The following is a 13,308-nucleotide window of genomic DNA, read 5'->3' as shown; positions in this document are numbered from 1 at the left end:
TTGTGTAAGCCTTTGTGCTGGGGCTTACTCTGCGATGGCTGCGTTCGTCAGTTTGTCCAAAGCGCCCGTCATCTTTTTCAAAACCTCCGCGTCTTTTGCTATCGCATGCGTTGCGGCCAAACTGCTTGGGGCATGGTAGACCACGTGCACAACGCCTTCGCCATCAGCATATGCCACAACACGCAAGGGCAGATCCAGGCCTGCCGCTTGATCTGCAAGCATTGCAGGCGTGCCCAGCTTTGGATTGCCGAACATCAACATCTGTGTGGGGCGCAAATCAGACCCTACAGAAGCAGCACCCTTGGCATGATCCACACGGGCAAACACGGTCGCACCGGCGCCTGTGACAGCCGCTTCCAACCGGTCAATCGTAATCTCGACAGAATGTGGGCTGGTTTTGTGAACAAGCTCTGCTGCGGCGGGCAGGGCCGTGGCCACGGCGATGCTGGCGGCGCCTGCGAGTTTCGTCAATGTCATGGGATATCCTTTCCAATGTGATCGGAGGCAAAAGAACATGAAACAGATGGCTTGTCCCGTCGCCGCGTCCGACCCCACGCAAAAGTGAGCCGATATGTCAGCAAAAAGCCGCCCGTTGTGTTGGGCGGCTTTTGTTTGTTCTAACGGTGTGTTTGGATTTCAGGCCTACTCTGCCGCCTTCATCACGGGTGGCAGACCCGCTGCCTTGGATGGGCTGGGCGGATCATCAAAATCCCACAACAGCTCGGAGGCCCCTTTGCGTTTCGCATCGCGCTGCAGTGCCCAATCGCGCGCAGAACGGCTGGCCCGACCCAGCGACAGTTTTGCCAAAAGCGATGCAAACCACAAAACATAGGTGCTGGCCCAGACCCGCATCGCCAACAAGGACGGTGTCACCATCAAGGTCAGTACTGTCGCAATACCAAGCCCGAAGACCACAGCCGTCGCTAGCTGCTTCCACCACAGGGCTGTCGGGCTATCTACGGTATACCCACCATCGGCAAAGTTCAGCGACAGGCCGAACATCATCGGTGCAAGCCCCGCCATTGTGGTGATTGTGGTCAGCAACACTGGTCGAATTCGGTCTTGTGCTGTACGAATGATCGCTTCGATACGCGGCATGTAGCGTTCATATTCCTGATAGGTGTCGATCAGAACAATGTTGTTGTTCACCACAATTCCGGCAAGGGCCACAATCCCCGTACCGGTCATAATGATCGAGAACGGCTGGTTCATGACAATCATCCCAATCAGCACTCCGGCCGTTGACAAGATCACCGCGGCAAGCACCAAAATCGCGTTGTAAAAGCTGTTGAACTGCGCAAGCAGAATGATGAACATCAGACCCAAAGCGCCCAGGAACGCGCGGGACAGGAAAGCGCCAGATTCAGCCTGATCTTCCTGATCGCCCGTCCATTCATGTTCCAGCCCGTCGCTGAACGGTTTAGTGTCCAGCCATTTGGTCAGCTCTGCAATGCGTTCGTTGGCGTTGACCGGTTGGATTCTCAATTCGCCCGCGTCCAGAAGCGTTTGAAGCTCACCAACTGCAATCGCAGGGGCACGATCAAAAAACGAATAGAGCTTACCGTCTAGGTCCTTGATGTTCCCGGTGCTGTCCAGCTGAAACGTGGCCATGATCTCCTCGACCTCTGCGCCATCGACCTGCGTCGTGCGAACCGCCTTGAAAACATTCGGTACCACATCCGCCTTCACATCGAAATATCGGGCCTGATTGACACGGTTCACCTCTGCCAGCTTTTTGACAGGAATGCGTGTGATGAAGTTGGCCAAGGGCACCAATCCGTCTGTCGTGCGCACTTTCAGCGTATCCAAAGTGCTGAGCACCCTGTCACTTTCCGGCAAACGCACACGAATTTCGATTTCCTCATCCGAAGTATCCACCCGCATCGTGTCCAGCAAAATGCCGCGTGTCACCAGTTGAACCATCGCACCAACCGTTGCCACATCCGCGCCGTAACGGCCTGCCTTTTCCACATCCACGTCGATCTGCCAGTCGATGCCGGGCAGGGGCAGGGTGTCTTCTACAAGGATCAAGCCGGGGGTTGCATCAAACTTTTTGCGCGCCAGCAATGTCGAGGCCAAAAGATCGTCCCAATTGTTGCCGCGCACCCGCAGATGGATGGGTTTTCCGCTTGCCGGCCCTTGTGCCAGATTTAAAACGTCCACTTTGATACCGGGAATTTGGCCCAATTGCGTGGTCAATTCCGCCAGAACCGTATCACCGTCAAAGGCCACATCTTTGACTTCGCGTGTCACCACATAGTCGGTGAACGGCAGGGTGAACCATGCCTCGCGGGCATCGGGGCGTTTTTCCCACGGGATCGTTTCAAGCTGGATTTGCCCGACTGTATCTTTGGGGGCCTGCGCACCGCCTGTGTTGGCATTCAGCCCGCCTTGACCTGCAAACGCAAACGCCGTTTCGATGCCGGGGTGTTGCAAGATTACGTCTTCGGCCTGCTTGACCAAAGCGTCCTTTTCTTCCAACGACATGTTGCCGCGTGCACGCACGTAAACGATGGCTTGTTCGGGTTCGGATTCAACAAAGAATTCCACACCGTTGTTGTTATTTGTGAAATAGATCAGCGTGGTGCCAACAAAGACAAAAACCACGCCCACCATAACAATTGGCATGACGGGGTTGCCTGCGATGGCTTCCATCACATGGCCAAAGAAGGACCGCTTGTAGCCGGATTTGACCTTGCCTTCGCGTTGTTTTAGCAATTTCGCAGAAATCCAATGTCCACCGCGCCCTAATTTGGGAAGCATAGCCAATGCGGCCAGACAGAGGATCATTGCGATACCTACGATCAACGCCAACGCAAAAGCCATACCAAGTATGACGCCAAAAACCTTTGCAAAAGTTGGAATTACGCTTTGCAAAATCATCGTTCCGTCCATCTGCGAAAACAATGATTGAATGTATTGAATGATGGGTGGGGGTGGAGCGTTTGGGTCACCTTCTGGAAGGTTGCCTGTGACAGCCATCAAGACAATCAAAACGAGCCCGCCCATAATCGCAAAGCCGGGCACAGCCATTGGGATCTGAAAATAGATAGGGATGCGTGACATCTTGTCCATCGCCCCGGTCAGGCCGCGCTCCATCCGCCCCAAAATTCCACCCATCACCGGCAGATAAATCAAGGCCACAATCAGCGATGCGCTGAGAACGAAAATCAACGTCACAGGCAACATGCCCATGAACTGGCCCGGCACGCCTGGCCAGAACAACATTGGCAAGAACGCGCACAGTGTTGTCGCGGTTGATGACACAACAGGCCAGAACATGCGCTTTGCAGCGTCTGTGTAAGCCTCCATGGGGCCGACGCCCTCGGACTGTCGTTTCTCGGCGAATTCCACCACCACAATGGCCCCGTCAACCAACATGCCCACGGCCAAAATCAGACCGAACATGACGATGTTGGAGATGGAAATGCCCATAACAGCAAGCAATGCAAAACACAGTAAGAACGAGGTCGGGATGGCGAAACCGACCAAAAGTGCGGCGCGGATGCCAAGGGCTGCCAAAACCACAATCATGACCAAGGCAATCGCCGTCAGAACAGAGCCCTGAAGTTGCTGCACCATGGAATCCACCTGCCGGCTTTGGTCGTTTGACGTGCCAACTGTTACAGCAGCTTGCAAGCCATCGGGCCATTCTGCGCTTTTTTCATCAACCAGCGCTTTGACGGCTGTGGCTGTGTCGATCAGGTTGAAGCCTTTGCGTTTTACAACTTGCAACGCAATGGTGTCTTCGCCGTTGAAGCGGGCGGTGCCTTCGCGGTCTTCAAACGTCAGGTTGATGTCTGCCAAATCCCCCAAAGTGACCACGCGGTCGCCGTTGGTCTTTACGGGCAAGTTGTAAACATCGCGGGGTTCGTCAAAGGACGACGGGATTTTGACGGAAAAGCTGCCCTGTTCGGTGCTGACTTCGCCTGCTGCGATCAACTGGTTGTTGTTACGGACGACATTGATCAGCTCTGATGCGGTGACGTTGTAGGCTTCTAGACGCAATGGGTCGATGATGACTTCCAGCATCTCTTCACGGTTGCCCGCGATCACAGCTTCCAGAACCGCGTCCATGCCTTCGACATTGTCCTGCAGTTCTTTGGCGACACGGGCCATTGTGCGTTCCGGCACCGGCCCTGACAGGTTAACAATGATAATGGGGAATTCGGAAAAGTTGAATTCGCCGACAGTGTATTGTTCTGCCCCTGCGGGAAAGCTGGCTTCGGCTTTGGACATGGCGTCGCGGACATCTGCCATGACTTTTGTTTTGTCCCAGCCAAATTCGAATTCAAGGATGATGTTGGCGTAGTTTTCAGCCGCCGTGCCGGTCATCTTTTTCAGACCGTCAAGATCCCCCAATTCGTTTTCCATGGGCTTGACCAGCAGGGTCTCGCTGTCGGTGGCGGAAATGCCGGGAAAGGGCAGGGACACAAACAGGGTTGGGATTTCGATGTCCGGCTCGCCCTCTTTTGGCAAGCTAATGTAGGCGACGGTTCCGACCAGAAGCGACAGCAAGATGAACGCAACAACCATTCGGGCGCGCGTTGCGGCCCAATCGACAAGACCTGTCATTGGCTAAGCTCCTCGAAGGTGGGGGCCACGCGAACGCCAGCGGTGACGTATTCCTGACCGATCAGAATGACGTCGATGGTATCAGGCAATCCGGTCAACCAGACACCGTCCACGGTGTCGCGCAACAAAGACACAGGCATGAATTGCACCACTGCGTCGTCATTCAGTGTGCGCAGGCCCAAAGTGCCTTCGTTGTTCAGGGTCAACGCAGATCCAGGCAACAGGTGTGCTTTGGCCCCGTCGGCAGCAATCAGGATTTCAGCCGTTTGGCCATCGCGGATTTTCAGGTCAGGGTTGGGAATTTTGATTTCGACGCGAAAGGTGCGTGTGGTGGGATCCGCTGATTTGCTCAGGAACGTGACTTTGCCCTGCACATCGCCGCCAGCGGCCAAACGGGCGCCTGCCATCGCACCAACATGGATACGGTCCACTTCGGTTTCAGGCACAAAAGCCACCAGTTTGATGGGGTCCAGCTGAATGACCGTGGCGCACAGCGAACCGGGCTGCAAAAGGCTGCCCAGTTCAGCCGTGTCACTTTCCAGAAGACCCGCAAAAGGCGCTTTGATTTGAAGTCGCGTGATTTCTTTTTCAGCCGCAGCAATGGAGGCTTGCGCAGATTCGATGCCGGCGTCCGCAGACTCAATGCCTGATTGTGCGGCACTCAGACCGGAGTTTGCAGCTTCTACACCTGCATCTGCAGCAGCAACAGCGGCTTCGGTGCTTTTCACGCGTGTGGTTGAAGCAAATCCATCGGCGCTGAGTTTGACGGCGGCGTTCTGGTTGACGCGGGCTTCTTCAAGGCGTGCACGGGCTTCGATCAGGCGCGCGCGGGCTTCGGGCACGCGGCTTTCAGCCTCTGCGCGGCGTGATTTGGCTTCGGTCAAACGGGCGCGAGCTTCGGCAAGCGACGCCTCGCGGGTGCCGGGATCCAGTTCGCACATCAGTTGGCCCGCTTCGATGAATGTGCCTTTTGGCAAGGGTTCGGACGTGACGGTGGCCGAGGTTTCCGCGCGCACGTCAACTTGGCGGTCTGCGCTGGTTTGGCCGCGCAGGATCACGGCGCTGTCAATTTTCTGGGCTTGCGAATGACGGGCCACAACCTTGATCAAATTGGCACTGGCTTCGGGCTTGGGCGTGTCTGCGACGGCCGTTTCTGGGGCTGTTTCTTCCTGACCGTGGGGGGGAATCAGCCCTTGATCTTGCAAAAACGTGATGGCTGTTTGTCTGTCGATGATGGCAAAATATAAGATCACACCGACCACAATGGCCATGATTGCCGGGAAAATACGCATGTTATGCCTCGTGTTGGACCGCTTGAGCGCCGTAATTGGCATGCCCGTTTTGTGTTTGTTGCGTGTGTACGTCTTGGATCATGTAGTGACTCGGATACGCTAAACTAACCAGTTCAGATTATTTTTTTTTGAACTGCTGTGCAACGGGGGGCACCTGCGGCCAATTCGCCGATCTTAAAGGGGTGCATTTACGGGGCGATGCACGGGCTAATGCACGAACCTATGAAGGGGCCAATGTTCGCAACAAAGATCAACAGTGCAACTGACACTTGGCTTGGCTTACGTGGCGCGATAAGAGGGGCAAAAGATCGGGTGGCATCGCGCCGCTTTTGGGGGACACATGAGCGACACTGACAGTTTTATCGAAGAAGTCACAGAAGAGCTGCGCCGCGACCAGATGGTCAAAACGCTGCGCCGGTATGGCTGGGTTGTGGCCGCTGTTCTCGCTTTGATTATTGGCGGGGTGGCATGGTCTGAATATCAAAAGGCGCAGGAGCGCGCGGCCGCAGAAGCCATTGGTGACGGGCTTTTGGGGGCATTGGCGGAAGCTGATCCCACGACACGCATCTCGCAGATCGAAGGCATTGAGGCTACTGACCCCACGGCCCAAGCAGTTGTGTCCTTTTTGAAATCATCCAACCAAGCGGAAGCAGGTGATGTTCAGGCCGCCATCGACACGTTGCAATCGGTTGTCAACGACAATGGCGTGGCTTTGATCTACCGGCAGGTCGCACAATACAAAGCCTTGGGCCTAATGGCCGAAACGGCCACAGTCGAAGATCGCCGTCGCGGTTACGGTGATTTGGCTATTCCCGGTGGGCCGCTGCGCCTGTTGGCAGAAGAACAACTGGCGTTGATTGATATTCAGGAAGGCGACGCAGATGCAGCCATCGCAAAGTTGCAATCCATTGTTGAAGACGCTGAAAGCACAGCAGACTTGCAACAACGCGCCCTACAGGTGATTGTGGCCTTGGGTGGGGAACCAGATCTAAGCGCGGTGCAAGCGCCGCCGTTGGAAAACTGATCACTTTACCCAAACGACAAGCCAGTAAGGCACAGCAAGACCGCAAAAGAGCGAGCAGAGTAATGACGAAAATGTATTCTCCTTCGGCCACGTCTCCGCATTGGACGACACCCAAGAAGGCTCTTTTGCCTTTGACGATTGCTGCAAGTCTGGTCTTGGCTGCATGCAGCGAACCTGAAATTATCTTGCCGGGCAAACGTGAAAACCTGCGATCCGTTTTGCAAGAACAAGATACAAGCGCAGACGCCGCAGTTGTCGAAAACCAGTCGCGTGCCATTTCGTTGCCCGGACAAACACGCAACACGGCATGGGCGCAAAGCGCCGGTTCGCCGCAGTATCGCACCAATCATCCCGCCCTTGGCACATCTTTGACAAACATCTGGAGCAGCAGCATCGGTGCAGGCGACAGCCGCAAATTCCGAATTACCGCTGATCCCGTGGTCAGTGGCGGGTTGATCTACACGCTTGATGCTTCATCCGTTGTGACGGCAACCAACACATCTGGCGCGACTGTTTGGAGCCAAGACATCCGACCCGCCCGCGATTCCGAAGGCGATGGCACAGGTGGCGGTGTGACGGTGCATGATGGCACGCTTTACGTGTCGTTGGGATTTGGCGAATTGGTGGCGATGAACGCGAAATCTGGCGCTGTGAAATGGTCGCAGCAACTGGACGCCACCGGTTCGGGGCGCCCGACTGTGGCTGGCAATCTTGTTTATCTGACATCGGGTGACGACACAGGTTGGGCGATTGAAGCCGACACAGGCCGTATCGCATGGCAAATTGGCGCATCTGAAGCGGTGTCCAACATCTTGGGGGCGCCCGCGCCTGTGGTGACGGATGATCTGACGATCTTCGCCTTCGGGTCCGGTGAAGTGCAAGCGGTGTTCCGGCGCGGTGGCCTGCGCCGTTGGGGCGCATCTGTGCTGGGCGAACGCCCCGGACGTGCCTTGTCGAAGGTGGATGATGTCACAGGCACACCGATGATATTTGATGGCGTGCTATATGCAGGCAACCAAGCGGGGCGCATTGTGGCGCTGGACGCCACAAGCGGACGCAGCATCTGGGCGGCCCGTGATGGTGCCGTGGGGCCGGTTTGGGCTGCGGGCGACAGCGTCTTTGCGATCACGGACACCAACGAACTGGTGCGCCTTGAAAAATCTGACGGTGCCCGTGTGTGGGCTGTGCGTTTGCCGAATTTTGTCAAAGACAAACCCAAACGCCGTTCCGAGGTCTTTGCCAATCACGGGCCTGTTCTTGCAGGCGGGCGCATCATTATCGCGTCGGGCGACGGCCAACTGCGCAGCTATGACCCGCGCGATGGCAGTCTTGTGGGCAGTGTTGAAATCCCCAGCGGCGCGACCACAGCACCTGTTGTGGCAGGCAACACCCTTTACGTTGTGGGGCGCAACGGTCAACTGCATGCTTTCCGTTAAGCGCGATCTAGTCTAAAGGCTGCGGTCTGGGCCTGAAATCTGTCAGGCCACTGTTGTAATCGGAGCGGACACATGTCCTTCACCCTCGCTATTGTCGGGCGCCCAAACGTGGGCAAATCGACGCTTTTCAACCGTCTCGTTGGCAAACGGCTTGCTTTGGTTGACGACCAACCCGGCGTCACACGCGATTTGCGTGAAGGGGCTGCACGATTGGCGGACCTGAAATTCACCGTGATCGACACGGCCGGTCTTGAAGAGGCCACGGACGAATCCCTGCAAGGCCGGATGCGCAAGCTGACCGAAAAAGCCGTTGATATGGCTGACATTTGCTTGTTCATGATTGACGCACGGGCAGGGGTCACGCCTACGGATCAGGTGTTTGCTGAAATTCTGCGAAAGCGCGCCGACCATGTGATTTTGGCCGCCAACAAAGGCGAAGGGGCCGCGGCGGATGCGGGCGTTATCGAGGCCTATTCGCTTGGTTTGGGCGAACCGATCCGATTGTCTGCGGAACATGGCGAGGGGTTGAACGACCTCTATTCACAATTGCAACCTTTGGCGGATGCATTTGAAGAACGCGCGGACGCGGCCAGTGACACGCCAGAGACCGATGTCACCGTTGACGAAGACGAAGATGATCCCGATTACGTGCCTATGCCCACCAACGCAAAGCCCTTGCAGGTGGCGGTTGTCGGACGTCCCAACGCGGGCAAGTCCACACTGATCAACCAGATTTTGGGTGAAGAACGCCTGCTGACGGGTCCCGAGGCCGGTATCACCCGCGACGCTATTTCCCTGCGTATGAATTGGAACGGCACGCCGATGCGGATATTCGACACCGCCGGCATGCGCAAAAAGGCCAAGGTGCAGGAAAAGCTTGAAAAGCTGAGTGTTGGTGACGGGTTGCGCGCGGTGAAGTTTGCCGAAGTTGTTGTGGTGCTTCTGGATGCGGCCATTCCGTTTGAACAACAGGATTTGCGTATTGCGGATCTGGCAGAGCGCGAAGGGCGCGCTGTGATCGTAGCGGTGAACAAATGGGACATCGAAGACGAAAAACAAAGCAAGCTGAAAGACCTAAAGGAAAGTTTTGAACGCTTGCTGCCCCAGTTGCGTGGTGCGCCGTTGATTACGGTCTCTGCCAAAACGGGCCGTGGGCTGGACAGGCTGCATGATGCGATTATGCGGGCTTATGATGTTTGGAACCGCCGTGTCACTACTGCGCAATTGAATCGTTGGTTGACGGGCATGGTCGAAGCGCACCCGCCCCCCGCGCCCCAAGGCAAACGGATCAAACTGCGCTACATGACACAGGCCAAGACACGCCCTCCGGGGTTTGTGGTGATGTGTTCACATCCCGACAAAGTGCCCGAAAGCTATAGCCGCTATCTGGTGAACGGGTTGCGTTTGGATTTTGACATGCCAGGCACCCCTATTCGTCTGTATATGCGGGGTCAAAACGATGCCAACCCGTATAAGGGCCGTAAAAAGGCGCCACCGTCCAAGCTGCGCAAACATACGGACGGGCGTCGCAAATAAGATGTAAATGTGGGGTGCACCAAGGTGCACCTTACCACCCTGTCTTAAATGGTGCGGCAGGCGCGAATGATTGGCAGGATCAAAGCCGCAGCCCCCAGCAGTGCCAGAATGGCCACGCTGTCAAACCTAAAATCGTTTTGAACCGCGACAGCAACCAAGCCCCAAGCCACAGCGATGCCATACGTCGGTGCCCGCGCCAAACGCCATTGCACCACAAAAGCCAAAACGCTTGCCAACCCGATGCAAACCCATGCCGCTGTGCTTTGCGTTGTGAACCCGTACCCTGCCGCCATCAAGCCCAATGCCACAATACTTGCTGCACTGAGCCATCCCGCATACAGCCCCAGTGGCCAGCTGGCCCAAACGGCCTGATCGCGCGGGCTGCGCCACATTGCCACCAGCGCCGACACCAGCATCACCCAGATCAGCACCGTGGCCCAAATGGGACTTCTGATCGCCACAGGCAACCATGCAGCCCCCACGCCCATGGACACCGCCAAAGCAGGTCGCATAGCATCCCATGCGGGATCGTCGTGGTGGCGCCAAACACCATAAGCCGCCCCCGCAAGAAGCCACAGGTAAATCGCCCCCCAGATTGCAAATGCATAGCCTTCGGGTTGCACCGGTGGATCGTTTTGGGGCACTGGAAAGCGGTCGGGATCAAAGCCCCCGAACCCGGGCACCCAAAACGGGCTTAACACAAAGGCCAATGTCAAAAGGAATACAAAAATCGCGTTGCGTCTTGGCATGTGGGCTCTTTCAAAAAAGGTATGGATAACCTGCATTTACATCATCTAGTTCACTCGTAAACTTAGACCGTTGGCTGGAATTGGCAAGGAACGGGGCGCACATGAAAAAAATCGCTATTTTTTGTGATGGCACGTGGAATTCGCCAACCATTGCAGAGCCCACAAGCGTGCGAAAGCTGAGCCAAGCGTTGATCAACGATCCCGCACGTCACCAACAGGTTTTTTATTTTCAGGGGATCGGATCGTCAGATCGCTTTGATCGGGGGCTGCGCAAGTGGTTGAAAAAATATGGTGGCGGCGCGTTTGGGTGGGGATTGGACGGAAAGGTCAAAGAAGCCTATCAGGCGATTGCCCTGTTCTACCGCCCCGGCGACGAAATCTATTTGTTCGGGTTCTCGCGGGGGGCTTACACGGCGCGTTCTGTTGCGGGCATGATCCGAAAATGCGGCATTGTGCGCGACACGTCGGAAGACGGCATCAACACGGCCTTTCAACTGTACCGTAAGCGTGGTCCTGAAAATGCGCCGGATGAGCCGCACATTTGGGCCGAACGTCGTGTGGTGTCTCCGGATTTTGCGACCTCGGACGATGATTTGAAGTGGCGTCAGGACCAATCACATCTGGTGCGTATCAACTATGTTGGTGTGCTGGATACGGTTGGTGCACGCGGCATTCCACCGTCTGTGTTTGGCCCCGCCGCGACCCTTTGGAACCGGCAATACACTTTTCATGATATGGCTTTGTCCAGTCTGGTCAAAAGTGCGCGACAGGCTTTGGCGCTGGATGAAAGGCGCCCCTTGTTCAAGCCTGCAACGTGGGACAATCTGGATGATCGCGCGCATAAGCCGGGTTTGAATGGCGGCAGGACAGATCCGTTGCGGCCTTACCAACAGAAATGGTTTGCCGGCAATCACCGTATCATCGGGGGCAGCAGTCAGGAGGCACAAGCGCTATGTGCGTTTCCTTTGGAATGGGTGCTGCAAGGCGCTGGAGGTTTGGCGCTTGATCCTGCGGTGCCTTTTCCGCCCACGGCTGCGGATGCGTTGATCGATGCGGATGAAATAGACCACAGTTGGGGGGCTATGAAGCGCTGGCGGTCTGGTCCCGTGCAGCCATGGGACGTGCATGCATCGGCTTTGGCGCGTGTGCGTGGGCGCACCGATTATCAACCTGCAAGCTTGCGGCGCTTTTTGTAACAAAGCGCTGCGTGTATGAGGCAAGGGTGTTTTCGTGGTGGTGTCGATCCGGGGAACGGACAAACCCCGCGGCCTGTGTTGGGCCATGCGGGGCTTGCCAATGTCGCGGTTTTTCAGGTCAAAACACCGTCTGCACCGATGGTGGTTTTGCCACCCAGATAAGGTGCCAAAACGTCCGGCAGCACAACGGAGCCGTCTTCTTGCTGGCCGTTTTCCAGCACTGCGATCAGACACCGGCCCACGGCCAAACCTGATCCGTTCAGCGTGTGTACGAACTGTGGTTTGCCGCCGTCCGCGGGTTTGTAGCGCGCATTCATGCGGCGCGCCTGAAAGTCGCCAGTGGTTGAGACGGACGAGATTTCGCGGTAGGCGTCCTGCCCGGGCAACCATGCTTCAATGTCGTAGGTGCGTCGCGCCCCGAACCCCATGTCGCCTGTGCACAAGACCACGGTGCGGTAGGGCACGCCCAAACGTTCCAGCAGGTCTTCGGCGCAGCGCAGCATGCGTTTTTGTTCGTCATCGCTGTGCTCGGGCAAAGTCACGGACACCATTTCGACTTTTTCGAACTGGTGTTGGCGCAGCATCCCCGAGGTATCGCGGCCTGCCGATCCGGCCTCGGAACGGAAGCACAGGGTGTAGGCTGTCATGCGCAGGGGTAGGGCGGCCTCGTCCAGAACGTCACCGGACACCGAATAGGTCAATGTCACCTCTGATGTCGGAATCAACCACCAGCCGTTGGTTGTCTGATAGCTATCATCGCCGAATTTCGGCAATTTATCCGTGCCATACATCGCCTCGTCGCGGACCAGAACGGGGGTTTGATGTTCGACCAGACCGTTTTCGTCGACATGGGTATCGACCATGAATTGGGCCAGGGCGCGGTGCACGCGCGCCACGGCACCGCGCAGCATCACAAAGCGTGCGCCGGATGTTTTAGCACCTGTTTCAAAGTCCATGCCGGGCGCGATGCCTGCAATTTCAAAATGTTCTTTGGGTTTGAAGTCAAAGGTTTTCGGGGTGCCCCATTTTGAGACCTCGACGTTGTCGTCTTCATCGGCCCCATCAGGCACGTCGTCGGCGGGCAGGTTCGGAATACGCGCCAGCGCATCTGTCAGTTCGGCGTCCAGTGCATCTGCTTCTTGGCGCATGGCTGCGACTTCGGCTTTCTTTTCCCCCACCAAAGCACGCAAGCGTTCAAATTCCGCGTCGTCGCCGCTGGCCTTGGCAGCGCCCACTTGCTTGGAGGCTTTGTTCTGGTCCGCTTGTGCGGTTTCTGCGGCCGAAATCTTGCCGCGCCGCGCTTCGTCCAAAGCCAAAAGCGAGGCCGACAAAGGCGCATCCCCGCGGCGGGACAATGCGGCGTCAAAGGCCGTTGGGTTTTCGCGGATGGCTTTGATGTCGTGCATTGGATTTGTCCTTGGTGCGAGTCGGTTTAAAAAGCGTTATGCCCGATTGACGCAGGGTGGGCCAGATGTGGTTAACACCACGCTAATGCTCTGG

At 56.5% G+C, this 13,308-nt stretch carries 9 protein-coding genes; 4 read left to right on the top strand and 5 right to left on the bottom strand.

Features of this window, described 5'->3' with window-relative positions:
* Nucleotides 1-24: 24 nt before the first annotated feature.
* The 3 genes from ABJL60_RS08185 to ABJL60_RS08175 form a co-directional block, all read right to left on the bottom strand.
* Nucleotides 25-477 carry a DUF302 domain-containing protein gene (locus tag ABJL60_RS08185; protein WP_348373803.1) on the bottom strand — a complete coding sequence of 151 codons (453 nt, stop codon included), beginning with the start codon at nt 475-477 and terminating at the stop codon, nt 25-27.
* A 165-nt stretch (nt 478-642) separates the two neighbouring features.
* The gene (locus tag ABJL60_RS08180; protein ID WP_348373802.1) at nt 643-4,575 is read right to left on the bottom strand and encodes an efflux RND transporter permease subunit; all 3,933 of its coding nucleotides are present in this window, start codon (nt 4,573-4,575) and stop codon (nt 643-645) included.
* Nucleotides 4,572-5,867, bottom strand: coding sequence for an efflux RND transporter periplasmic adaptor subunit (locus tag ABJL60_RS08175; protein WP_348373801.1), 1,296 nt, complete (start codon nt 5,865-5,867; stop codon nt 4,572-4,574). Before ABJL60_RS08175 ends, ABJL60_RS08180 begins: the two co-directional genes overlap by 4 nt.
* A gap of 340 nt (nt 5,868-6,207) precedes the next feature.
* Here ABJL60_RS08175 and ABJL60_RS08170 point away from each other — a divergent pair, with 340 nt between their 5' ends.
* The 3 genes from ABJL60_RS08170 (at nt 6,208) to der (ending at nt 9,863) form a co-directional block, all read left to right on the top strand.
* On the top strand, nt 6,208-6,891 hold the full coding sequence (locus ABJL60_RS08170; RefSeq protein WP_348285113.1) for a hypothetical protein: 684 nt from the start codon (nt 6,208-6,210) through the stop codon (nt 6,889-6,891).
* A 62-nt stretch (nt 6,892-6,953) separates the two neighbouring features.
* Nucleotides 6,954-8,327, top strand: a complete 1,374-nt coding sequence (locus ABJL60_RS08165) for a PQQ-binding-like beta-propeller repeat protein (protein ID WP_348373800.1) — start codon at nt 6,954-6,956, stop codon at nt 8,325-8,327.
* 72 nt (nt 8,328-8,399) lie between these two features.
* A complete protein-coding gene (der, locus tag ABJL60_RS08160) occupies nt 8,400-9,863 on the top strand; it encodes a ribosome biogenesis GTPase Der (RefSeq protein WP_348373799.1) in 1,464 nt (487 codons plus the stop codon).
* Nucleotides 9,864-9,907: 44 nt separating this feature from the next.
* Here the strand turns inward: der and ABJL60_RS08155 are convergent, their stop codons facing one another.
* Entirely contained in the window at nt 9,908-10,612 is a 705-nt protein-coding gene (locus tag ABJL60_RS08155; protein ID WP_348373798.1) for a TspO/MBR family protein, read from the bottom strand.
* 101 nt (nt 10,613-10,713) lie between these two features.
* Between ABJL60_RS08155 and ABJL60_RS08150 the strand changes: the two genes are divergently transcribed.
* Nucleotides 10,714-11,808: a DUF2235 domain-containing protein gene (locus ABJL60_RS08150; protein WP_348373797.1), complete on the top strand. Its 1,095-nt coding sequence runs from the start codon at nt 10,714-10,716 to the stop codon at nt 11,806-11,808.
* A gap of 113 nt (nt 11,809-11,921) precedes the next feature.
* Here ABJL60_RS08150 and serS read toward each other — a convergent pair whose 3' ends face one another.
* Nucleotides 11,922-13,214, bottom strand: a complete 1,293-nt coding sequence (serS, locus tag ABJL60_RS08145; RefSeq protein ID WP_348373796.1) for a serine--tRNA ligase — start codon at nt 13,212-13,214, stop codon at nt 11,922-11,924.
* Between the last annotated feature and the right edge of the window lie 94 nt (nt 13,215-13,308).

Origin of the sequence: Ascidiaceihabitans sp., assembly GCF_039986515.1 — a bacterium.
Lineage (GTDB): Bacteria > Pseudomonadota > Alphaproteobacteria > Rhodobacterales > Rhodobacteraceae > Ascidiaceihabitans.
This window is presented reverse-complemented; position numbering and strand designations above follow the sequence as displayed.